The sequence below is a fragment of the Streptomyces sp. NBC_01296 genome (assembly GCF_035984415.1).
Lineage (GTDB): Bacteria > Actinomycetota > Actinomycetes > Streptomycetales > Streptomycetaceae > Streptomyces.
On the sequence record NZ_CP130720.1, the window covers coordinates 5,514,006 to 5,535,298 of the forward strand.

General features: G+C 70.5%; 20 protein-coding genes and 1 tRNA gene. 5 read left to right on the forward strand and 16 right to left on the reverse strand.

Annotation, left to right across the window (positions count from 1 at the left end):
* Positions 1-7: 7 nt before the first annotated feature.
* Positions 8-511 carry a MarR family winged helix-turn-helix transcriptional regulator gene (locus OG299_RS25085; RefSeq protein ID WP_327362695.1) on the reverse strand — a complete coding sequence of 168 codons (504 nt, stop codon included), beginning with the start codon at positions 509-511 and terminating at the stop codon, positions 8-10.
* Between the two features lie 140 nt (positions 512-651).
* On the opposite strand from OG299_RS25085, the gene OG299_RS25090 reads away from it, so the two are divergent.
* Positions 652-1,473, forward strand: coding sequence for an NAD(P)H-binding protein (locus tag OG299_RS25090; RefSeq protein ID WP_327362696.1), 822 nt, complete (start codon positions 652-654; stop codon positions 1,471-1,473).
* Between the two features lie 62 nt (positions 1,474-1,535).
* A complete protein-coding gene (locus OG299_RS25095; protein WP_327362697.1) occupies positions 1,536-2,210 on the forward strand; it encodes a hypothetical protein in 675 nt (224 codons plus the stop codon).
* 164 nt (positions 2,211-2,374) lie between these two features.
* On the opposite strand, the gene OG299_RS25100 is transcribed toward OG299_RS25095, so the two are convergent.
* The 4 genes from OG299_RS25100 to OG299_RS25115 all read right to left on the reverse strand — a co-directional run bounded on the left by OG299_RS25100 (position 2,375) and on the right by OG299_RS25115 (position 5,248).
* Positions 2,375-2,447, reverse strand: a tRNA-His gene (locus OG299_RS25100).
* Positions 2,448-2,553: 106 nt separating this feature from the next.
* Positions 2,554-3,156 (reverse strand): oligoribonuclease, encoded by a 603-nt coding sequence (orn, locus tag OG299_RS25105; RefSeq protein ID WP_266629064.1) that lies wholly within the window; start codon positions 3,154-3,156, stop codon positions 2,554-2,556.
* A gap of 92 nt (positions 3,157-3,248) precedes the next feature.
* The gene (locus tag OG299_RS25110) at positions 3,249-4,421 is read right to left on the reverse strand and encodes a helix-turn-helix domain-containing protein (protein WP_266629066.1); all 1,173 of its coding nucleotides are present in this window, start codon (positions 4,419-4,421) and stop codon (positions 3,249-3,251) included.
* A gap of 374 nt (positions 4,422-4,795) precedes the next feature.
* Entirely contained in the window at positions 4,796-5,248 is a 453-nt protein-coding gene (locus tag OG299_RS25115; RefSeq protein ID WP_327362698.1) for a hypothetical protein, read from the reverse strand.
* A 355-nt stretch (positions 5,249-5,603) separates the two neighbouring features.
* Here OG299_RS25115 and OG299_RS25120 point away from each other — a divergent pair, with 355 nt between their 5' ends.
* A complete protein-coding gene (locus OG299_RS25120; RefSeq protein WP_266629068.1) occupies positions 5,604-6,134 on the forward strand; it encodes a universal stress protein in 531 nt (176 codons plus the stop codon).
* Between the two features lie 99 nt (positions 6,135-6,233).
* Entirely contained in the window at positions 6,234-6,803 is a 570-nt protein-coding gene (locus OG299_RS25125; RefSeq protein ID WP_266629070.1) for a GPR1/FUN34/YaaH family transporter, read from the forward strand.
* A 61-nt stretch (positions 6,804-6,864) separates the two neighbouring features.
* Here OG299_RS25125 and glmS read toward each other — a convergent pair whose 3' ends face one another.
* The 3 genes from glmS to OG299_RS25140 all read right to left on the reverse strand — a co-directional run bounded on the left by glmS (position 6,865) and on the right by OG299_RS25140 (position 10,049).
* On the reverse strand, positions 6,865-8,682 hold the full coding sequence (gene glmS, locus OG299_RS25130) for a glutamine--fructose-6-phosphate transaminase (isomerizing) (RefSeq protein WP_266629071.1): 1,818 nt from the start codon (positions 8,680-8,682) through the stop codon (positions 6,865-6,867).
* Positions 8,683-8,759: 77 nt separating this feature from the next.
* The gene (locus tag OG299_RS25135; protein WP_030008735.1) at positions 8,760-9,035 is read right to left on the reverse strand and encodes a hypothetical protein; all 276 of its coding nucleotides are present in this window, start codon (positions 9,033-9,035) and stop codon (positions 8,760-8,762) included.
* Positions 9,036-9,143: 108 nt separating this feature from the next.
* Positions 9,144-10,049 (reverse strand): DUF4429 domain-containing protein, encoded by a 906-nt coding sequence (locus tag OG299_RS25140; RefSeq protein WP_266629073.1) that lies wholly within the window; start codon positions 10,047-10,049, stop codon positions 9,144-9,146.
* A gap of 51 nt (positions 10,050-10,100) precedes the next feature.
* On the opposite strand from OG299_RS25140, the gene OG299_RS25145 reads away from it, so the two are divergent.
* A complete protein-coding gene (locus OG299_RS25145) occupies positions 10,101-11,681 on the forward strand; it encodes a beta-N-acetylhexosaminidase (RefSeq protein ID WP_327362699.1) in 1,581 nt (526 codons plus the stop codon).
* Between the two features lie 58 nt (positions 11,682-11,739).
* Here the strand turns inward: OG299_RS25145 and OG299_RS25150 are convergent, their stop codons facing one another.
* The 8 genes from OG299_RS25150 to OG299_RS25185 all read right to left on the reverse strand — a co-directional run bounded on the left by OG299_RS25150 (position 11,740) and on the right by OG299_RS25185 (position 21,283).
* On the reverse strand, positions 11,740-13,524 hold the full coding sequence (locus OG299_RS25150) for an IucA/IucC family protein (RefSeq protein ID WP_327362700.1): 1,785 nt from the start codon (positions 13,522-13,524) through the stop codon (positions 11,740-11,742).
* Positions 13,521-14,105, reverse strand: a complete 585-nt coding sequence (locus tag OG299_RS25155; RefSeq protein WP_266629079.1) for a GNAT family N-acetyltransferase — start codon at positions 14,103-14,105, stop codon at positions 13,521-13,523. The genes OG299_RS25150 and OG299_RS25155 overlap by 4 nt, the downstream gene beginning before the upstream one ends.
* A complete protein-coding gene (locus OG299_RS25160) occupies positions 14,102-15,412 on the reverse strand; it encodes a lysine N(6)-hydroxylase/L-ornithine N(5)-oxygenase family protein (RefSeq protein WP_327362701.1) in 1,311 nt (436 codons plus the stop codon). The genes OG299_RS25155 and OG299_RS25160 overlap by 4 nt, the downstream gene beginning before the upstream one ends.
* Positions 15,396-16,886 carry a pyridoxal phosphate-dependent decarboxylase family protein gene (locus tag OG299_RS25165; protein ID WP_327362702.1) on the reverse strand — a complete coding sequence of 497 codons (1,491 nt, stop codon included), beginning with the start codon at positions 16,884-16,886 and terminating at the stop codon, positions 15,396-15,398. Before OG299_RS25165 ends, OG299_RS25160 begins: the two co-directional genes overlap by 17 nt.
* 143 nt (positions 16,887-17,029) lie before the next feature.
* The gene (locus OG299_RS25170) at positions 17,030-17,959 is read right to left on the reverse strand and encodes a siderophore-interacting protein (protein ID WP_327362703.1); all 930 of its coding nucleotides are present in this window, start codon (positions 17,957-17,959) and stop codon (positions 17,030-17,032) included.
* A gap of 53 nt (positions 17,960-18,012) precedes the next feature.
* Complete coding sequence (locus OG299_RS25175) at positions 18,013-19,059, reverse strand: ABC transporter substrate-binding protein (protein ID WP_327362705.1); 1,047 nt, start codon at positions 19,057-19,059, stop codon at positions 18,013-18,015.
* A 135-nt stretch (positions 19,060-19,194) separates the two neighbouring features.
* Positions 19,195-20,355: an acyl-CoA dehydrogenase family protein gene (locus OG299_RS25180; RefSeq protein WP_266629089.1), complete on the reverse strand. Its 1,161-nt coding sequence runs from the start codon at positions 20,353-20,355 to the stop codon at positions 19,195-19,197.
* 7 nt (positions 20,356-20,362) lie between these two features.
* The gene (locus tag OG299_RS25185) at positions 20,363-21,283 is read right to left on the reverse strand and encodes a hydroxymethylglutaryl-CoA lyase (RefSeq protein ID WP_266633536.1); all 921 of its coding nucleotides are present in this window, start codon (positions 21,281-21,283) and stop codon (positions 20,363-20,365) included.
* Positions 21,284-21,293 lie beyond the last annotated feature (10 nt).

Consider the following 21,293-nt stretch of genomic DNA (forward strand, 5'->3'; position numbering starts at 1 on the left):
CCGGAGGTCAGCCGCCGGAGTTGAGGCGCTGGGCTTGGGACCGGCCGACCTCGGCGGCGCGGTGCAGGTAGTCGGCGATGACGGCGAGTTCGGAGTCGGAGTAGCTCTCCAGGACCGCGCCGAAGGCACGGCCGGGGGTGTCCCAGGCCTTCTCGATGCGTCGGCGGGCCTCGGGGGCGAGGGAGACGAGGGAGCGGCGGCGGTCGTGGGGGTCGGCGTGCCGCTCGACGATGCCGGCCTTGACCAGGCGGTCGACGAGGCGGGTGGCGGAGCCGGAGGTCAGGCCGGTGAGGCGGGCGATGTCGCCGGTGCTGACGGGGCCGGGCTCCATGTCGAGGAGGGCGACGCACTGCATGTCGGTGGGGTGCAGCCCGACGTGGTCGGCCATGGCCTGGTTGAAGAGCGAGTAGTCGGCGTAGTGCCGCTGGCTCTCGGTGACGATGCGCGTGAGCAGCTCGGCGCGGCTCCACTCAGCACGGGAGTCACTCGAACGAGGGGAATCGGTTGACATCGGCTTCTCCATGCCTGAAATTTATCTGCGTGACACAGAATATTGGTCGTGCAGAATCTGTGCCACGTACTCATCCTAGCGTGCGCCGCACGCCGGGACAGCAACCGGAACAGCAACAAGAACAGGAACAGGAACACGCCATGTCGATCCTCGTCACCGGTGCCCGCGGCGCCGTAGCCCGCGGCCTCGTCTCCCTCCTCGCCGCCCGCGGCATCCCCCACCGCCTCGCTTCCCGCGAGCCGGACACGCCCGATGCCGTCCACTGCGACCTCACCGATCCCTCGACCTTTCCCGGCGCCCTGGCCGGCGTCCGGTCGGTCTTCCTCTACGCCGAGGCCGCCGCCATCGGCGACTTCGTGAACGAGGCCGTCACCGCCGGAGTCGAGCACGTCGTGCTCCTGTCCTCCTCCTCGGTGCTCGGGCCGGGCGCCGCCGACAGTGCGCTGTCCGCCTCCCATTTCGCCGTCGAGGAGGCCCTGCTGGCCTCCCCGCTGCGCACCACCCTGCTGCGCCCCGGCTCGTTCGCGAGCAACGCCCTCGGCTGGGCCTGGTCGCTGAAATCCGGCCGCACGGTCCAGCTGCCCTACCCCGGCGCCCACTGCGACTCGGTCCATGAGGCCGACCTCGCCGAGGCCGCCTTCGCCGTCCTCACCGACCCCGCCCTCGGCGGCCGCGCGTACCACCTGACCGGCCCGCAGTCCCTGACCTTCGCAACCCAACTGGCCATACTCGGCGGGGTGCTCGGCGCCCCGGTGCCCTTCGAGCCCGTCACCGCCGAGCAGTGGAAGTCCGCGGTCGAGGGCTACATACCCGGCCCCTACGCCGATGCGCTCCTCGACTACTGGGCAGAGAGCGACGGGCTCCCGGCCGAGATCACCGACGCCGTCGAGCGCCTCACCGGCCACCCGGCCCGCTCCTTCGAAACTTGGGCCGAGGACCACGCGGACGCCTTCCGCGCCTGACCGCGGTGATCGCCCTGCGTAGGGTGTCGGGGAGGTGCGGCACGGGGCTCGAGGGGATCGGCATGCAGGCATTCGGAATATCCGGGCGCGCAGGGGAGGCTGCGGCCCCGCGGTCGCGGCGGACGGCGAACACGCTGTTCTGGGCCGCGCTGACTCCTACGGCGGCCACGGTGGGCGGCTTCCTCAGCCAGTATCCGTACGGCATGTTGTGGGTCGGGGTCCTGATCGTCCTGGCCGCGGCGGCAACCGGTCCGATCGTGGCGGGGTCCGTCTGGAACCGGGCGGGCGCCGCGACCCTGGTCGGGTTCTCCCTCCTCGCACTGGGCCTCTTCGCCGGGTCCAACCTCAACGAGACGTACATGAAGCAGCTCGGTGAGCGGACCGGCGCGGTGGTCGTCGAGGCGGGGGAGCGGGTCAGCGCCAAGGGTGACGTCCGGCACTTCTGCCGGGTCGTTAACGACTCGGGGAGCCGCGCCGAACTGGGCGACATCCAGAACTGCCACGGCCAGTTCACGACAGGGCAGCGCGTCGTCCTCTTCGAGGACCGGCTGGGCGGCCTGGATCCCTGGATCGAGGCCACGGACGACCGCGGCGTCGACCCCCTCGGACTGGGCATCACCGCCGGCCTCTACGCCCTGACCGCCGCAGCCCTCGTCTACGCGGGCCAACGGCGGCGCACCGACCGGGAGTCCGCCCGGCCCCGGAGGGCCCGAGCCGGCCGGGCTGGGCCGCCTTGAGACCCGCCTCGAACCGGCTGGTGGCGTGCACGCCCAAGCCGGGCGGCGACGATCATCCCCACTTCGGGGACGCGGCACCAAGGTCCTCGCCGCCCGGAGCGCCGGCGCGCCCGGAAAACGCAGAGGGCCCCGGTCCGCTTTCGCGGACCGGGGCCCTCTCGCAGGGTGAGTGACGGGACTTGAACCCGCGGCCACCTGGACCACAACCAGGTGCTCTACCAACTGAGCTACACCCACCATGTCCGGTCGGAGAACCGACCGGCCGAAGAAAAGGGTACAGGGTCCGGAAGGGTGCTCGCGCCCCCCTTTCCCCCGGCCCGTCTCCGGAGGGTCCTGCCGGGTCCTATTCGGCGGACAGGGTGTGCTTGGCGGCGATGGCCCGGGCGGTGTCCGAGTCGGGCCCGGGCTGCGGCACGAAGACCGCCTCCCGGTAGTAGCGCAGCTCGGCGATGGATTCCTTGATGTCCGCGAGCGCCCGGTGGTTGCCGGTCTTCGGCGGGCTGTTGAAGTAGGCCCGCGGGTACCAGCGGCGGGCCAGCTCCTTGACCGAGGACACGTCCACGATCCGGTAGTGCAGGTGGCTCTCCAGCGCGGGCATGTCACGCAGCAGGAAGCCGCGGTCGGTGCCGACCGAGTTCCCGCAGAGCGGAGCCTTGCGGGGCTCCTTCACGTGTTCCCGTACGTACGCCAGGACCTGCGCCTCTGCGTCCGCGAGGGTGATCCCGCCGGCCAGCTCGTCGAGCAGGCCGGAGGCGGTGTGCATCTCGCGCACCACGTCGGGCATGGTCTCCAGGGATGCGTCCGGCGGGCGGATCACGAGGTCCACGCCTTCGCCGAGCACGTTGAGCTCCGAGTCGGTGACCAGTGCGGCCACCTCGATAAGTGCGTCGTCCGTCAACGAGAGCCCGGTCATCTCGCAGTCGATCCACACCATGCGATCGTTCATGCGGCCCAGCTTATGCGGATTACGCCGAAGGTCCCCCGCATCGGTGACGACCGATGCGGGGGACCTTCGTCAGGCAGTGCCCGTCGCGATAGCTACGCGTGCTCGCGCAGGACCCGGTTCGGGGCGTACAGCTCGGTCACCGTCGGGCCGGCCGCGGCCAGGGCCGCCGCGGCCCGCTGGGGCTGCGGTGTGCGCTGGTGCGGTACCGGGTTCCCCTGGATCTCGGCCACCTGGGACACGTCGGCCTGCGGCCGGCGCGCCCGGTAGGCCGAGCGGTAGGCGGCCGGGGAGGACCCGAGCTGCCGCCGGAAGTGCCCGCGCAGGGCGACCGGCGAGCGGAACCCGCAGCGCCCGGCGACCTCGTCGACCGAGTAGTCGGAGGTCTCCAGCAGCCGCTGCGCCTGGAGCACCCGCTGGGTGATCAGCCACTGCAGCGGCGCGCTGCCCGTCAGCGAGCGGAAGCGCCGGTCGAACGTGCGCCGGCTCATGTACGCCCGGGCGGCGAGGGTCTCCACGTCGAACTGCTCGTGGAGGTGCTCCAGCGCCCAGGCGACGACCTCGGCCAGCGGGTCGGCGCCGATCTCCTCCGGCAGCGACCGGTCGAGATAGCGCTCCTGGCCGCCGGTGCGGCGCGGCGGGACGACGAGCCGGCGGGCCAGTGCCCCGGCCGCCTCGCTGCCGTGGTCCGTGCGCACGATGTGCAGGCACAGGTCGATTCCGGCCGCGGTGCCCGCGGACGTCAGTACGTCACCGTCGTCGACGAACAGCTCGCGCGGATCGACATGGACGGACGGGTACCGCTTGGCCAGCGTCGGCGCGTACATCCAGTGCGTCGTCGCGGGCCGGCCGTCCAGCAGACCGGCGGCGGCGAGTACGAAGGCTCCCGTGCACAGTCCGACGATCCGGGCGCCCTCCTCGTGCGCCAGACGCAGTGCGTCGAGCGCTTCCGGAGGCGGCGGTGAAGTGATCGAGCGCCAGGCCGGAACGACGACCGTGCCTGCCCGGGCGATCGCCTCCAACCCGTACGGCGCGGTGAGCTCGAGTCCGCCGGTGGTCCGCAGCGGACCGTCTTCCCCGGCGCATACGAGCAGTCGATAGCGTGGAACTCCCGCGTCCTGCCGGTCGATGCCGAACACGGAAAGTGGAATGGAGCTCTCGAAAATCGGCCCGCCGCTGAACAGCAGCACCGCGACGATCTCCCTGCGGCGACGCCCCGCGAGCTTCCTGCCGGCGTCCGCGACGACGGCGGTGGAATCCTGGCTCATGGCTAAGCCCCCCTTGGGTGTCGCGACTCCTTGGTCTGGTCGCACCTGCACGTTTCCCCTCGGCCTTGCACGTGGATCCCCCGCCGTAAATACATGATCGAATCTACTGCGTCCCGTGGTGTCGGCGTGACAAGTTCAGCACGCAGCGCTATGTCGACTTGGCAACTTGGCGAAAAGCATTCGATCAGGAAGCGTTCCACTCCGCTACCGGAGTGGGAAGCTCGCCGTCCGGCCATGGCCAGTACCCGTAGGGTCTTGGAGCCCCCCTGGCGGTGTAGTCGCTGGTGGTAGGGGGGTTGACGGGGCATTCCGGCAAGAACACCACTGTGCCGGGAAGTTGGCTGAAAACATGCGGGTGTGGGTGTGCGAATCAGTCAGTCCTCAGGGGAAAGTCCACCAGAGGTGTGACAGCCGCGGCGCGCACGGCCCCCGGAGCGGGCCGCGGCGCGCGAACGGCGACGGTGCCCGCCCGGCGGCAGCCGGTCCTCCGTGAGGACCAGGGCGGCCCGTTCCGCCTTCTCCGAGTAGCGCAGCATCGCCCGGCACGCGGCCGTGACGGCGACCAGCCCGAGGGTCGCGACGGCGGCCCCGCCGAAGGAGGTCCCGTAGACGACGAGGACCACGGGGACGAGCAGGCAGCTGAAGGCGGCCCAGCGCACCACGTCACCCGCAGGGTCGTCATGGGGGCGTCTTGCGGGGTGCACGGACGGGTGAACGGCGGCGGGGGTGAAATGCACGGTCGTGTCGGTGCGCCGTGCGGTCCGGGCGGAGTGGACGGACTGGGTCGGCTGAGCGGGCTGGACGGGGTGGACCGGATGGCCGGGCACGGCGTGCTCCCTGCGGGCTCTTCCTGGACGGTCGGACGCCTGTCCAACGCCGCGCGGCGGCGCTCGGTCACTGCGCGCACGGGTGGCGCGTGCCGCCGCTCGTCACTGGCTGTAGGGGGCAGCTGCCATTGCCAAGGAGCCCTCGCTCCGGCATGCTCCCTGGGACGCTCTCCAAGGGCGGCATGCCCTGTGCAGGACACGAGTGTCGCCGTACCCTGGTGGGTATGGGCTTGGGAAGATACTTCCCGGACAGAGCTCCGTCACCCTGAGTCGTCGTTTTTTCAATCGTCGCTTCCGCCCATTGTCGCTCCGTCGCCCTGTCCCTTCCCCCGAGGACCCCTTCGCCGAGACATCCATGGCCGGTCACGAATTCCCCGAACCCGCGGACCGCAAGCGCAAACCCCTCGCCGACCACGCGTCGAGCGACCTGCGCGCGGCGGAACAGGCACGTCATCCCTGCGACCCGGCCTTCCGGCACGGGGTCGTGGTGGGGTTCGACGGCTCCACGTCCAGTGAGCGCGCCCTGGCGTACGCGATCGGGATGGCCCGCAGATCCGGATCCGGCCTGATCATCGTGCACGTGGCCAACCGGCTGCCCACCACCGTGTGGGCCGGCTGCGAGCCGCCCGTCTTCGTGGACGTACCGGATCACCGCACCGAGGTGCTGGGGCTGGAGCTCGCCTGCGCGGACTATCTGGCCGAGGTGCCGTGGATCCTGGTCGAGCGGGGCGGGGACATCTGCCACGAGCTGGAGGAGGTCGGCCGGGAGTACTCGGCGGACGCCATCGTGGTCGGCTCGACGCACGGGATCGTGGGCCGGATCTTCGGGTCCGTGGCGGGCCGGCTGGCCAAGCGCGCACAGCGACCGGTCGTTGTCATTCCGTAACCCGCTGTACGTCGGTTGTGCGGTTGTGAACCCCCATGTAAAGGGTAGATAAATGCTGCTGGGACGCAGCAAACAACTGCAGATCGAAGGGAGCCCGCCGTGGACAATGGTGTCTCTGCGGGAAGCACGGCCTCGACTTCGACCCTCGGGAACATAGCCCTGGGTCTCACCCTTCTCGCATTCGGTATCGGCCACACCGCCATCGTCAGCGGAGTGTCCGTCGCCAACTCCGTGTCACTCGCGACCTACGTCGGCGGTCTCGCCCTGTTCGTCCTCGGAATCCTCGAGTTCCGCGGCGGAAACGGCTTCAACGGCACGGCGTTCGCGGGCCTCGGCGCCTTCTGGTTCACCTGGGCGGCAGGGGCTGACGGAAAGGTTTCGGCACACGCGGCCGGACTGTTCCTGGTCCTCTTCGCCCTGCTCGCGCTGACCCTCACGGTCAGTGCCTCGAGCGGACTGTTCGGTCAGGGCGCGTACGCCCTGCTCACCCTCTCCCTGCTGCTCCTCGCGGTCGGCTCCTTCGCCGACAGCGGCGGGCTCGCCAAGGCCGCCGGCTGGGTGGCCGCAGTCTGCGGGCTGCTGTTCTGGTACGGCGCCACCGCGGCGCTGGCCCACTGGCCCACCGCACTGGGCAAGGCCTCCGGCAGCGGCGCGGTCGCCGCGGGCTGAAGGACGTACGGGAACGGCCCCCGGGGAATCCCCCGGGGGCCGTTCCACGTGCTCGGTGCGACTACTCGACGGTGACCGACTTCGCCAGGTTGCGCGGCTTGTCGATGTCCCGGCCCAGGGCCAGGGCCGTGTGGTACGCCAGCAGCTGGAGCGGGATGCCCATCAGGATCGGGTCCAGCTCGTCCTCGTTCTTGGGCACGAGGATGGTGTGGTCGGCCTTCTCCTGCTCGCGGTGGGCGACCGCAAGGATCCGGCCGCTGCGGGCCTTGATCTCCTCCAGCGCCGCGCGGTTCTTCTCCAGCAGGTCGTCGTCCGGGACGATCGCGACCGTCGGCATCGCCGGCTCGATGAGCGCGAGCGGACCGTGCTTGAGCTCGGAGGCCGGGTAGGCCTCGGCGTGGATGTAGGAGATCTCCTTCAGCTTGAGGGAGGCCTCCAGGGCCACCGGGTAGCCGCGGACCCGGCCGATGAACATCATCGACTTGGCCTCGGCGTACTCGGCCGCCAGCTTCTTGATGTCCTCTTCGCCCTCGAGGATCTCCTGGATCTGCGCGGGCAGCTTGCGCAGGCCCTCGATGATCCGCTTGCCGTCCGTGACCGACAGGTCCCGGATCCGGCCCAGGTGGACGGCGAGCAGCGCGAAGGCCACGACCGTGTTGGTGAAGCACTTGGTGGAGACGACGCAGACCTCGGGACCGGCGTGCACGTACACGCCGCCGTCGGCCTCGCGGGCGATCGCGGAGCCCACCACGTTGACGACGCCGAGGACGCGGGCGCCCTTGCGCTTGAGCTCCTGCACGGCGGCGAGCACGTCGTACGTCTCACCGGACTGGGAGACGGCGATGTAGAGCGTGTCGGGGTCCACGACCGGGTTGCGGTAGCGGAACTCGGAGGCCGGCTCGGCGTCCGCGGGGATACGGGCCATGCTCTCGATGAGGCCGGCGCCGATCAGGCCCGCGTGGTACGAGGTGCCGCAGCCCAGGATCTTGACCCGGCGGATGCCGCGCGCCTCGCGCGGGTCCAGGTTCAGGCCGCCCAGGTGCACGGTGTTGAAGCGGTCGTCGATCCGGCCGCGCAGCACGCGGTCGACCGCGTCGGGCTGCTCGGAGATCTCCTTGTGCATGTACGTGTCGTGGCCGCCCATGTCGTACGAGGCGGCCTCCCACTCCACGGTCTCCGGCGTGGCCGTGGTGGTGGCACCGCTGGTGGTGTAGGTGCGGAAGTCGTCGGCCTTGAGGGTGGCCATCTCGCCGTCGTCGAGGGTGACGACCTGGCGGGTGTGGGCGACGAGCGCGGCGACGTCCGAGGCGACGAACATCTCCTTCTCGCCGATGCCGAGGACGACCGGCGAGCCGTTGCGGGCCACGACGATGCGGTCGGCGAAGTCGGCGTGCATGACGGCGATGCCGTAGGTGCCCTCGATGGCCTTGACGGCCTCGCGGACCTTCTCCTCGAGGGTGTCGGCCTGGGAGCGGGCGACCAGGTGGACGATCACCTCGGTGTCGGTCTCCGAGACGAAGACCACGCCCTCGGACTCCAGCTTGGCGCGGAGCTCGTCGGCGTTGTCGACGATGCCGTTGTGGACGACCGCGACCTTGCTCTCGGCGTCCAGGTGCGGGTGCGAGTTGATGTCGCTCGGCGCGCCGTGGGTGGCCCAGCGGGTGTGGGCGATACCGGTGGTGCCGGCGAAGCGCTTGGGTACCCGGGACTCCAGCTCGCGGACGCGACCCTTGGCCTTGACCACCTTGAGCGCGGGGGACTTCGGGCTGTTGACGACGATGCCCGCGGAGTCGTATCCGCGGTACTCCAGTCGCTGCAGGCCTTCCAGCAGCAGCGGTGCCACGTCACGCTTGCCGATGTAACCCACGATTCCGCACATAAAGTCTTGCCCCTCCTGAAGTTCGGTTGCCCTTGCCGCTGTTGTCGCCGCGCCCTGCCGTCGGCGGGCCCTGTCGCTCAGCCGTAGACGATGCGGCGCAGCTGCCGGAGCGAGAGCTCCGGCGGCGCCACGGCGCGGTGCGGCAGCTCGGCCGCGATCCGTTCGAAGATCTCCGCGTTGACCGCGCCGCCGGACTGGAGCTCCCGGTGGCGGCGGCGCACGAATTCCTCGGTCGTCTCGTCGAAGTACGCGAGGACGTCGAGCACCACCCGGGCGGCCTCGCCGCGCTGCAGCGCGGTGCTGCGCACCAGGTGGTCGACAAGATCGTCATGAGACGGGCGGCGGTCGAGCACTCGTAGATACTGACGGGCCGCGGCCGGGAACGCAAAGATCCTGCCCGGAATCGGGCAGGATCCATCTGGTCCAGACCAGCGGAATGCGCAAATCCACTCATGAAGCGGTCAGAAGCGACGCAAAACGGCCTGCTTGGCTGCGGCGAACTCCTCGGCGGTGAGGATGCCCCCCTGATGCAGATCCCCGAGCTCGCGCAGCCGGCGCAGCAGGGCGTCGTGGTCCTCGGGGGCCGTCGGCTCGGGGGCCGAGGCCGCGAGCTCCGGCACCGGCGCCGCGGACCGGACCGTGGCGGCCTCGGCCGGCGCCGAGGCGCCGCGGGGATGGGGCATCCGCACCGCCACGGCCGCCGCGACCAGCGCCATCAGCGGGTCCTTCTTGAAACCGAACAGCTCCACCGTGTACGGGTCGTACTTGGGCGCCGGAGCCGCCGGGGCGCCCGCCAGCGTGAACCGGATCCACCCGTTGTCCAGGCCCTTCGAGGGGGACCACTCCACCGTCCGCAGGTCCGTGATCCGGAACTCGCGCGGACCGCCGGAGCTCTTGGCCTCCTCCGTCGTCCAGTTCCAGTCCAGCGCCACCCGGTCCCCGTCGAAGGCCACCGTCCCGTCCCCCGCGGCCACCGTGATCGGCACGGCCGGCCCCGGCAGCAGGTACACGTCCGCCGGGCCGGGGTCCACCTGGTCCAGCAGCAGCGCATTGCGGACCTCGTCCACGAAGTACTCCGCCACCCCCGTCCGGTCCGCCTCCACGGTCAGCCGGTACGGGTCGGAGGCCTCCGGCAGCCGCCCGCCCGTCACCTGGAGCAGCGGGTCGGCGCCGTCACGCAGCTTCAGCCTCAACCGGCCCGTCTTGCGGCCCGGTTCGTAACTGACCCCGGCGAGCGCGCGCAGCGGCACGACCACTTCGCCCAGCGTCTGGCGCAGCAGCCCCACCCCCTTGTCGCGGCCGGGCACGATCCGCACCGCGTCCCCGTCGAAGGTCCATGTGCCGTCCTTCTGGATGATTTCCGCCATCCGTCGATTCTCGCACCGGCCACAGCACGCCAGTTGGCCTATACCTGCCCTATGAGAGTCCTGCGACGCACGCTCGGCACCCTCCTCGTCCTCGGCGCGGCCGTCTCCTGCGCCACGTCCCCCGGCGGCGACGCCAGACCCGGGGACGAGCGCCCCGCCGTCCTCGCCCCCTACGAACAGCTCCTGCCGGCGCCCGCCTCCGCACGCGCCGAAGGCCCCGGGTACGCCGTCGGGGCGGGCACGGTCATCCGTACCGGCGCCGGCGGCGGCGAAGAGGTCCGCCGGGTCGGCGAACTCCTCGCGCAGCAGCTCCGGGGCCCCAGCGGGCTCCCGCTGCCGGTGGTCGACGGGGACGGCGACGGGATCCGGCTGCGCCTGGACCCGGCGGCCGAGGGCGTCGGCGCCGAGGGGTACCGGCTGGAGTCCGGCCCGGGCGGGGCCACGCTGACCGCCCGGACCCCGGCGGGGCTCTTCCACGCGGGGCAGACGCTGCGGCAGCTGCTGCCGGTGGCCGGTCCGGGCACGGTGCCCGGCGGTGAGATCACCGACGCGCCCCGCTTCGCGTACCGGGGCGCCATGCTGGACATCGCCCGCCACCACTTCACGGCGGAGCAGGTCAAGCGGTACGTGGACCAGCTGGCCCAGTACAAGGTCAACACGCTGCACCTGCACCTGACCGACGACCAGGGCTGGCGGATCGCGATCGACTCCTGGCCGCGGCTTGCGGAGTACGGCGGCGGCAGCGAGGTCGGCGGCGGGCCGGGCGGGTACTGGACGAAGGACCAGTACCGCGACCTCGTGGCGTACGCGGCGCAGCGGTACGTGGACGTGGTCCCGGAGATCGACATGCCGGGGCACGTGAACGCGGCCCAGGCCTCGTACGCGGAGTTGAACTGCGACGGGAAGGCGCGCGAGCGCTACACCGGGATCAAGGTCGGCTTCAGCTCGCTGTGCGTCGGCAAGGAGCGGACGTACGAGTTCCTCGACGAGGTGCTCGGCGAGCTGGCCGAGCTGACCCCGGGCCGCTACCTGCACATCGGCGGCGACGAGGCGCTCTCGACGCCGGCGGCGGACTACGCGGCGTTCATGGACCGCGCCCAGCAGATCGTGGGGCGCCACGGCAAGACGGTGGTGGCCTGGCACCAGCTGGCGACGGCTCGCCCGGCTCCCGGGGCGGTGCTCCAGTACTGGGGCCACGACAGGACCGCGGCGACCGAGAAGGCGGCGGTGGCCATGGCGGCGAAGGCGGGCCACCCGCTGATCCTGTCGCCGGCGGACCGGCTGTACCTGGACATGAAGTACGACCTGACGACGAAGCCGGGACTGGCCTGGGCGGGCTTCGTCCCGGTGCGCAGGGCCTACGACTGGAACCCGGGGACGTACTTGGCTGCGGCCGGAGTCCCGCAGTCCGCCGTACTCGGCGTCGAGGCCCCGCTGTGGACGGAAACCATCGCGACCCGCACCGACCTGGAGTTCATGGCCTTCCCGCGGGTGCTGGGCCTCGCGGAACTGGGCTGGAGCCCGGGCCCGCGGAACTGGACCGAGTACCGGCAGCGCGTGGCGGCCCAGGGCCCGAGGCTGGACGCCCAGGACATCGCGTACTACCGGGCCCCGGACGTCCCCTGGCCGTAGCCGATGAGGGGAGGTGCGCTGCCGAGGGACCGTATTCGGCAGCGCACCACCCCCTTGATCACCGCCGCGATGCGTACGGCGCGACGGGGTTCTTGAGGGTGCCGATCAGCTGGAGGGCGGCCGCCGGGTCGGCGAGGTCCACCATCTGCTTGTTGTTGCGCAGCTGGAGCCGGTTCAGGCAGGACAGCTGGAACTCCTCGGCGAACAGGTCGTAGCGCTCGAAGCGCTCCGCGAGTTGCGGCATCGACTCCTGGTAGGCGTGGCCGCAGTCGGCGACCGCCCGCCAGAAGGTGTCCTCCTCGCAGATGCCCTCCGCGGCCAGGATCGAGCCCAGGAAGCGGAAGAAGCAGTCGAAGACGTCCGTGAAGATCGACAGGAGCTTCATGTCCTCCGGGATGTCGGCCCTGACGCGCTCGACGGCCGGCGGGAGCACCGCGTCGGGGTCCATGACCACGATCTCCTCGGCGATGTCCTTGAAGATCGCCCGCTTCACCACGCCGTTCTCGATGACGAGGATGGTGTTCTCGCCGTGCGGCATGTACGCCAGGTCGTACTGGTAGAAGCAGTGCAGGAGCGGCAGGAGGTAGGCCTTCAGGTACGGCTTCAGCCACTGCGACGGGGTGAGGCCCGACTCCTCGATCAGCGCGCCGACGAAGGACCTGCCCTCGGAGTCGACGTGCAGCAGCGAGGCCATCGTCGCCAGGCGCTCGCCCTCCCGGAGGTGGTTGACCGGGGACTCGCGCCACAGGGCGGCCAGCATCTTGCGGTACGGCGAGTAGCGGTCGGTGGCGCGCTCGTACTGGCGGTGGTGGTAGCCGATGGCCGCGCGCTCGCGGATGATCGAGAAGTCCACCGACTGCAGGACCTCGTCGCCCTCGATCAGCTGGTGCAGCCAGTCGTTGATCGCCGGGGTGGCCTCCATGTAGGCCGCCGACAGGCCGCGCATGAAGCCCATGTTGAGGACCGAGATGGCGGTCTTCACGTAGTGCTTCGCCGGCGTCGTGGTGTTGAAGAACGTACGGATCGACTGCTGGGCCAGGTACGCGTCCTCGCCCTCGCCGAGCAGCACCAGACGGCGGTTCGCGATCTCGGCCGCGAAGGTGACCGTGGTCTTGTTCCACCACTGCCAGGGGTGCACCGGCAGGAAGTGGTAGTCCGCCGGGTCCAGGCCCAGGGCGGAGAGCTTGGCCGCGAACCCCGCGATGGCGGCCTCGCCCAGCTCGTCGCGCATGAACGCGTCGTGGTCCAGGCCGGCGCCCGCGGTGAACGTAGAGACGTCCTTGCGGGCCGCCACCCACACCAGGTGGACGGGGCTCGCCGTCTCCGGGGCGTACGAGAGGTACTCGTGCACGCCGAACCCGAGCCGGCCGTTGTTGGCGACGAAGCAGGGGTGGCCCTCGGTCATGCCGGTCTCGATGTCCTGGAAGGAGGACTTCGCCAGGACGGCGGCCGGGACCTGCGGCTTCGTGTACTTGAAGCCCGAGCCCGCCAGGGTGGAGGAGATCTCCTCCAGGTACACCGGCAGGACCTCGGCGCTGAGACCGAGGGCGTCCTTCAGCTCGATGTGGAAGTCGATCGCGTCCAGGGGCAGCTCGGCGCCGTCCCGGTGGCGGGTGACGGAGGCCTCGTCGACCGCCCAGTGGTCCAGGGCGTGGAGGGCCGCGGTGAAGCGGTACTCCACGGTGCCGTCGTCGCTCAGGACCGAGTACGCCGAGCCGCCGAGCGGCTTCGGGGTCAGCAGGCGCTCGTGCGCGAACTCCGCCAGGGCCTTGCGGACCAGTGCGCGGTTCGCGCGGGCCCACGGTTCGGGGGAGAGGTGCGAGATCGCGTCGGCGAGGCTCATATGGAGGCTCCCGTCAGGCCGGTGGCCGCCTCGAACTGCGCGCGGGTGCAGAAGCTCAGCAGGGCTTCCTTCTCCGGCTTGGTGACCCGCCGTTCCGGTACGAAGCCGACGGCCTCGTTCAGGGCGTGCACGGCGGTGTTGGCGACGTCCGGCTCGACCACGACGCGCTCGGTCGCCGGATCCGCGAAGACGGCCGCCATGACCGTGGTGATGACGGCGCGGGTGAAGCCGTGCAGCGGGGTGTCGCTCGGGGCGACGAGGAAGTGCATGCCGACGTCGCCGGGCCGGGCGTCGTACAGGCCGACCAGTTCCAGCTCGCTCGGGTCGTACGTCTCCATCAGGAAGGCAGGGCGGCCCTCGTGCAGGCCGATGAAGGCCTGGTGGTGCTCGTGGGCGGCGATCCGCATGTACTCGCGCTCGACGTCCGGCAGCGAGGCGTCCTGCATCATCCAGAACGAGGCCTTCGGATGGGTGATCCAGCCGTGCAGCAGCTCCGCGTCGGCGAAGGGGTCCAGGGGCCTCACGGAGAAGGTCCCGAGGTCCGCTTCGACGCGGCTGTAGAGGGTTTCGGCGGTGCTCATGCGTGCGGGCCTTCCGGGGCGGCGAACTGCTGGAACGCGATGGACTTCTCGACCTTGTAGTACTCGCGGCCGAGGAGCTCTCCGATGATGTACGCGTTGCGGTACGCGGCCATGCCCAGGTCAGGCGAGGTGATGGAGTGGTTGTGGACCGTGCCGTTCTGCAGGAAGACCCCGCGGCCGGTCACGTCGATGCTGTAGTTGCGGGCCGCGTCGGGGCGGCCGCGGCCGTCGAAGGACAGGCGCTCGCGGACGGGGTTCAGGAACTCCGGGAGCGTGTACGTGTAGCCCGTCGCGAGGATCAGGCCCTCGGTGGCGAGGGAGAACTCGCGCTCCTGCTCCTCCTGGCGCAGCCCCAGGGTGTACGCGCCCGTGGTCGTGTCGTAAGCGGCCGAGTTCAGCGAGGTGTTGGTCAGCAGGGTGGTCGGGACCGGGCCCGGCGAGGTGACCTTCTTCTGGTACAGCATGTCGAAGACGGCGTTGATGAGCTCGCCGTCGATGCCCTTGAAGAGGTTCTTCTGCTGGTGCTCGAGCCGGTACCGGGTCTCCTCGGGCAGCGCGTGGAAGTAGTCCACGTACTCCGGGGAGGTCATCTCCAGCGTCAGCTTCGTGTACTCCAGCGGGAAGAACCGCGGGGAGCGCGTCACCCAGTTGAGCTGGTACCCGTACACGTCGATCTCGGAGAGCAGGTCGTAGTAGATCTCCGCCGCGCTCTGGCCGGAGCCGACCAGCGTGATCGACTTCTTCTGCTGGAGCTCCGCCTTGTGCTGCATGTACGCGGAGTTGTGCGTGAAGTCGCCGCCGAGCCCGGCGCAGGCCTGCGGGACGAACGGCGGGGTGCCGGTGCCCAGGACCAGGCGGCGGGCCAGGTGGGTCTCGCCGCGGTCGGTGTGGACCTCGTACAGGCCGGCCTGCTCGTCGTACGTGACCTCCGTGACGGAGGTGGAGTACTGCACGTTGTCGAGGCGGTCGGCGGCCCAGCGGCAGTAGTCGTTGTACTCGGTCCGCAGCGGGTAGAAGTTCTCCCGGATGTAGAAGGAGTACAGCCGGTCCTTGTCCTTCAGGTAGTTCAGGAAGGAGAAGGGCGAGGTCGGGTCGGCCAGCGTGACCAGGTCCGACATGAACGGCGTCTGCAGGTGCGCACCGTCGAGGAACATCCCGGCGTGCCACTCGAAGTGCGGCTTCGTCTCGATGAAGAGGCCGTCGAGCTCGTCGATCGGAGCGGTCAGGCAGGCGAGTCCCAGGTTGAAGGGACCGAGGCCGATACCGATGAAGTCGAACGGCCGGCGGGGCTCACGAGGCGTGGACAAGGGATTCTCCCAGGTACTGCTCGGCGTGTGACGCGAGGAGGTCGAGGACGGCCGCGATGTCGGCCGTCGTGGTCTGCGGGTTGAGGAGGGTGAACTTCAGGTACTGGTCGCCGTCCACCTTGGTGCCGGCGACGACCGCCTCGCCGGAGGCGAACAGCGCCTTGCGGGCGTGCAGGTTGGCCTCGTCGACGAGGTCCCCCCGGACGTCGACGCCCTCGACACGGGGTACGTAGCGGAAGACCAGGGTGGAGATCTGGGGCTTGACGACGACCTCGAAGCGCGGGTCGGCGTCGATGACGTCCCAGCCGGCCGCGGCCAGGTCGATGACCTCGTCGAAGAGCGATCCGAGGCCGTCGGCGCCCATGGTGCGCAGGGTCATCCAGAGCTTGAGCGCGTCGAAGCGGCGCGTGGTCTGGATGGACTTGTCGACCTGGTTCGGGATCCGCTCCTGCGCCATGCGGCGGGGGTTGAGGTAGTCCGCGTGGTACGTGGCGTGCCCCAGGGTGTCGCGGTCGCGGACCAGCATCGCGCTGGAACTGACCGGCTGGAAGAACGACTTGTGGTAGTCGACCGTGACCGAGTCGGCCAGCTCGATGCCGTCGAGCAGGTGCCGGCGGGTGGGGGAGATCAGCAGTCCGCAGCCGTACGCGGCGTCCACGTGCATCCACGCGCAGTGCTCGGCGGCCAGGCGGGCGATCTCGGGGAGCGGGTCGATGGACCCGAAGTCGGTGGTTCCGGCGGTGGCGACGACGGCCATCGGGAACAGGCCCTCGGCGGCGCAGTTCTCCAGCTCGAGGGCGAGCACGGAGGTGTCCATGCGGCGGTGGCGGTCGACGGGGACGGCGATGACGGCCTCGTAGCCGAGCCCGAGCATGGCGGCCGACTTCTTGACGCTGAAGTGGCTGGCCTCGGAGGTGAAGATGCGCAGCCTGGGCAGGACGTCGGACTTCGGGAGCGCCCGCTCGCTGCTCTGCATGACCTTGCGGCAGGCCTCGTCGCGGGCCAGCAGCAGCGCGTGGAAGTTGGACTGGCTGCCGCCGGAGGTGAAGATGCCGTCCGCGTCCGGGCCGAGGCCGATGCGCTGCGCGGTCCAGTCGATCAGGCGGCGCTCGATGAGCGTGCCGCCGATGGACTGGTCCCAGGTGTCCAGGGAGGAGTTGACGGCCGAGAGGACGGCCTCGCCGAGCACGGCGGGGATGACGACGGGGCAGTTGAGGTGGCCCAGGTAGCGCGGATGGTGGAAGTACACCGCGTCGCGCAGGTAGACCTCTTCCAGCTCGTCGAGGACGGCGGCCGGGTCCTCGAGGGGCCGGTCCAGGTCGATCCCGTTGATGACCGGGGCGAGTTCGTCGACGGATATGCCGGTGTGCGGCCGCTCGGTGGTCGCGAGTTTGGCAGCGACGCGCTCGACGCCTTCGGTGACGGCACGCCGGTACAGGTCCGCGGTCGTCTCATTCAGCAGATGCGAGCGCATCAACGTTCCTCCGGGCGGGGAAAGAAGCGGGTGGGGAAGGTGATTATTAGGTTAGCCTAACCTAACTTTCAGGCCAAATAGCGATGGGCCCCGGTCGAACGCCGGGGCCCATCGCCGAAGAGGAGTGGGGGAAGCGGGAGTTGTTACAGCGCGGACGTGGGTTCCTCGCTGGCCGCCTGGCCCGCGTACGCCTCGGCGAGGAGCTCCTCCTCGCTCGCACCCAGGCGCCAGTAACCGGTGAAACGCACCGCACGCCGGTCGATGGAACGTTCCTGCACGACATGCCGACGGACGGCCCGAATCGTGCCGGCCTCGCCCGCGAGCCAGGCGTACGGAGCTTCGGCGACCGGCAGTTCGGCCGCCCGGACCGCCTCCAGCACGCGCTCGGTGCGCTCCTTGCCCGCGCCGCTCTCCCGCACGATCCAGGTGATGTCCGCGTCGGCGAGCGTCGGCAGGACGAGCCGGTCGTCGGCGTGCGGGACCTCGAACCACGCGGCGACCCGGATCCCGGCGGGGAGCCGGTCCAGGATCGCGGCTGCGGCGGGGAGCGCGGTCTCGTCCGCGTACATGAGCAGCGCGTCGGTGCCGGCCGGCGGCTGGAACCGTACGGACTTGTTCTCCGCGACGGCCGGGCCGATCGCCATGATCCGGCGGCCGGTCACCGCCCGCCCCGCCCAGTACGCCGCCGGGGACCCCGCCGCGTCAGCGGCTGATGTCGCAGTGCCGTGGAGCACGAAGTCGATGTCGACCTCGTCGGCGCCCTCGGGCGTGCGGCGCTGCGCGCGCACGGTGTACGAGCGCATCACCGGCCGCTCCTCGTCCGGCATTCCGCGCCAGGACGCGAACCAGGTGTCCTCGTCCGTGGACGGGAGCACGGTGTGCTCCTGGTGGGCGGGCGGCAGGAAGAGCGAGAGGCTCTGGTCGTAGCCGCCCGAGCGGAAGCCCGAGAGGGACTCCCCGCCGAACGTGACCCGCAGGAACGAGTGCCCGAGCCGGCGCGTGCGGAGCACTTCGAGCTCGAAGAACCGGAAGTGGGCGGCGGCCGGGGCGGTGTCGGATGCGGTGGCGGTCATGCGGAGAGTCCCCCCTCGTCGGTGGAAACGGCGCCTGGTCGGGGCGCCGAGGGTCAGCCGACCTTCTTGGCGTTCTGGATGGCCTTCGCGAGGTCCTCGAGGATCTGGGCGCACTTCTCGTACGAGTAGATCGGCTCGGTCACGCGCGGGGCGATCTGGCCGGCCTTGACGGCGGGCAGCTCGGCCCAGGTCGGCTTGGCCTTCAGCTCCTCCGGCTGCAGGGTGCCGGTGCGGTTGTCGAGCAGGACCAGGTCGGCCTTGTACTTGCCGGCGTTCTCCCAGCTGAGGCTCTCGAAGAAGCCGCCCGCGTCCAGCTTGCCCTGCTCCGGGGCGACGAACTCGACGCCGAGGGTCTCGAAGTACTTCAGGTCGGCCGAGGTCTTCGGGGTGGAGACGTAGAACAGGTCGGCGGAGCCGGAGCCGACGAGCACCTTGATGCCCGGGTTGGCCTTGGTGGCCTCGCGGACCTTGGTGGCGGCCGACTCGAAGCGGGCCTTGGCGTCGGCGGTCTTCTTGGTGTTCAGGTCGGCGCCCAGGGACTTGGCGAGGTCGGCCGTGCGCTCCAGCGCCTTGTCGAGGGAGGCGTCGCCGCCGACGCCGATCGCGGCGGCCGGGGCCAGCTTCAGGATCTTGTCCTTGGAGGCCTCCGGGACGAACCAGTAGCTGCCGTCCCAGGTGTTGGTGACCAGCAGCTCCGGCTGGAGGGCCGCGTACTTCTCGACGTTGAACTCGTCGTAGACGTTGCCGAGGATCTCGACCTTGGAGATGTCCATCGAGCCGGCCATCGTGTCGGGCTTGCCGTCGGCGGTCTTGGTCGGGCCGAAGACGCCCTTGACCTGGATGCCGTAGTCGTAGAGCGCGGCGGCGGTGCCGGTGTAGGCCACGATGTTCTTCGGCTTGGCCTTGAGGCTGATGTCCTTGCCGAGGTCGTCCTTGAAGGTCCAGGCGCCCGAGGCCGCAGCGCCCTTGCCCTTGTCGCCCGCCTCGCTCTTCGCCGAGTCGGAGCCGCCGCATGCGGTGAGGGCCGCGACGAGGCCGAGGGCGCCGCCGGCGGCGATGAGGCCGCGACGGGAGAGGTAGGAGGTACGGGACTTGGGCATGTCGATGTCCGCTTTCGTGCGTGCCGGGCGGCCACGGGGCCGTTCGGAGGGAAGGTTAGCCTAACCTTTGCCGAAAGCGGTAAGGGGGCCCTAAGTTTCCTCAGGGCCCCCTCGCGGTACTGCGATCTGCGGTGTCTAGCCGGCGAAGCCCAGCTCACGGGCGATGAGCATGCGCTGCACCTCGCTGGTGCCCTCGCCGATCTCCAGGATCTTGGAGTCCCGCCACATGCGCGCCACGGGGTACTCGTTCATGAACCCGTAGCCGCCGTGGATCTGGGTGGCCTCGCGCGCGTTGTCGACGGCGACCGTCGAGGAGTACAGCTTCGCGATCGCCGCCTCCTTCTTGAACGGCTCCCCGGCCACGAGGCGGGAGGCCGCGTCACGCCAGCCGATCCGCGCCATGTGGGCGCGCATCTCCATGTCCGCCAGCTTGAACTGGATGGCCTGGTTGTCGCCGATGGCCCGGCCGAAGGCCTTGCGCTCCTTGGCGTACTTCACCGACTCGTCCACGCAGCCCTGCGCAAGACCCGTGGCGAGCGCCGAGATCGCGATGCGGCCCTCGTCGAGGATCCGCAGGAACTGGGCGTAGCCGCGCCCCTCCTGGCCGACCAGGTTGGCCAGCGGCACCCGTACGTTGTCGAACGCCAGCTCGCGGGTGTCCGAGGAGTTCCAGCCGACCTTGGAGTACGGGGCGGCCACCGTGAAGCCCGGGGTGCCGGACGGGACGATGATCGAGGAGATCTCCGGGCGGCCGTCCGCCTTGCGTCCCGTCACCGCGGTGACGGTGACCAGACCGGTGATGTCCGTACCGGAGTTGGTGATGAAGCACTTCGAGCCGTTGATCACCCACTCGTCGCCGTCCTTGACGGCGGTGGTGCGGGTGCCGCCGGCGTCGGAGCCGCCGTCCGGCTCGGTCAGGCCGAAGGCGCCGAGCACCTCGCCGGCGCACATCTTCGGCAGCCACTGCTGCTTCTGCTCCTCGGTGCCGAAGAGGTAGAGGGGCATGGCGCCCAGCGAGACGCCCGCCTCCAGGGTGATGGCGACCGAGGAGTCGACGCGGGCCAGCTCCTCCAGGGCGATGCCGAGGGCGAGGTAGTCGCCGCCCATGCCGCCGTACTCCTCCGGGAAGGGCAGGCCGAACAGGCCCATGCGGCCCATCTCGCGGACGATCTCGTACGGGAACTCGTGCCGCTCGTACAGGTCGCCGATCTTGGGGGCGACGACGTCGTGCGCGAAGGCCTCGACGGTACGGCGGAGTTCCTCGTGCTCGGGGGTGAGCCGGTGGTCGAGGGGCATGTCTTCATTACTCCTTGTGGGAGAGGGCGCGGACGGTACGGGAGGGGCTGGGGCGTCCCAGCTGTTCGGCCATCCACACGCTCGTGGCGGTGAGGGCGGCCAGGTCGACGCCGGTCTCGATACCGAGGCCGTCGAGCATCCACACGAGGTCCTCGGTGGCGAGGTTGCCGGTGGCGCTCTTCGCGTACGGGCAGCCGCCGAGGCCGCCTGCGGAGGCGTCGACGGTGGTCACTCCGTGCTGGAGCGCGGCGAGGGTGTTGGACAGGGCCTGGCCGTAGGTGTCGTGGAAGTGCACGCCGATCCGGTCGGTCGTGACGCCCTCCTCGTTGAGCTCGCTGAGGAGGGTCTGGACATGGCCCGGGGTGGCGACGCCGATGGTGTCGCCGAGGCTGAGCTCGTCGCAGCCGAGGTCGAGCAGGGCCTTGGCCACGCGGACCACCTGGTGGACCGGGACGGGGCCCTCCCAGGGGTCCCCGAAGCACATGGAGAGGTAGCCGCGGACGTGCGCCTTGCCCTCCTTGGCGCGGGCCACGACGGGCTCGAACATGGCGAGGGACTCGGCGACGGTCCGGTTGAGGTTGCGCGAGGCGAAGGTCTCGGTCGCCGAGCCGAAGACCGCGATGCGGCCCGCGCCGAGGGCCAGGGCGCGGTCGAGCCCGCGCTCGTTGGGGACGAGGACGGGGAGGTGGACCCCGGCCAGGTCCTGGAGCTGCGGGAACAGCTCCTCGGCGTCCGCCAGTTGGGGCACCCACTTGGGGTGCACGAAGCTGGTCGCCTCGATGGTGGTGAGCCCGGCCGCGGCGAGCCGGTGGATGAACTCGGCCTTGACGTGGGTGGGTACGGCCGACTTCTCGTTCTGCAGGCCGTCGCGGGCGCCGACCTCGTGGATGCGGACGCGGGCCGGCAGCTCGGGGGCCGGGACGGTCATGGGCAGCCCG

Bases quoted from the DNA above. Each gene is read 5' to 3' on its own strand.
- OG299_RS25085 (WP_327362695.1), bottom strand. From the start codon at position 511: ATGTCAACCGATTCCCCTCGTTCGAGTGACTCCCGTGCTGAGTGGAGC.
- OG299_RS25090 (WP_327362696.1), top strand. From the start codon at position 652: ATGTCGATCCTCGTCACCGGTGCCCGCGGCGCCGTAGCCCGCGGCCTC.
- OG299_RS25095 (WP_327362697.1), top strand. From the start codon at position 1,536: ATGCAGGCATTCGGAATATCCGGGCGCGCAGGGGAGGCTGCGGCCCCG.
- orn (WP_266629064.1), bottom strand. From the start codon at position 3,156: ATGAACGATCGCATGGTGTGGATCGACTGCGAGATGACCGGGCTCTCG.
- OG299_RS25110 (WP_266629066.1), bottom strand. From the start codon at position 4,421: ATGAGCCAGGATTCCACCGCCGTCGTCGCGGACGCCGGCAGGAAGCTC.
- OG299_RS25120 (WP_266629068.1), top strand. From the start codon at position 5,604: ATGGCCGGTCACGAATTCCCCGAACCCGCGGACCGCAAGCGCAAACCC.
- glmS (WP_266629071.1), bottom strand. From the start codon at position 8,682: ATGTGCGGAATCGTGGGTTACATCGGCAAGCGTGACGTGGCACCGCTG.
- OG299_RS25140 (WP_266629073.1), bottom strand. From the start codon at position 10,049: ATGGCGGAAATCATCCAGAAGGACGGCACATGGACCTTCGACGGGGAC.
- OG299_RS25145 (WP_327362699.1), top strand. From the start codon at position 10,101: ATGAGAGTCCTGCGACGCACGCTCGGCACCCTCCTCGTCCTCGGCGCG.
- OG299_RS25150 (WP_327362700.1), bottom strand. From the start codon at position 13,524: ATGAGCCTCGCCGACGCGATCTCGCACCTCTCCCCCGAACCGTGGGCC.
- OG299_RS25155 (WP_266629079.1), bottom strand. From the start codon at position 14,105: ATGAGCACCGCCGAAACCCTCTACAGCCGCGTCGAAGCGGACCTCGGG.
- OG299_RS25165 (WP_327362702.1), bottom strand. From the start codon at position 16,886: ATGCGCTCGCATCTGCTGAATGAGACGACCGCGGACCTGTACCGGCGT.
- OG299_RS25170 (WP_327362703.1), bottom strand. From the start codon at position 17,959: ATGACCGCCACCGCATCCGACACCGCCCCGGCCGCCGCCCACTTCCGG.
- OG299_RS25175 (WP_327362705.1), bottom strand. From the start codon at position 19,059: ATGCCCAAGTCCCGTACCTCCTACCTCTCCCGTCGCGGCCTCATCGCC.
- OG299_RS25180 (WP_266629089.1), bottom strand. From the start codon at position 20,355: ATGCCCCTCGACCACCGGCTCACCCCCGAGCACGAGGAACTCCGCCGT.
- OG299_RS25185 (WP_266633536.1), bottom strand. From the start codon at position 21,283: ATGACCGTCCCGGCCCCCGAGCTGCCGGCCCGCGTCCGCATCCACGAG.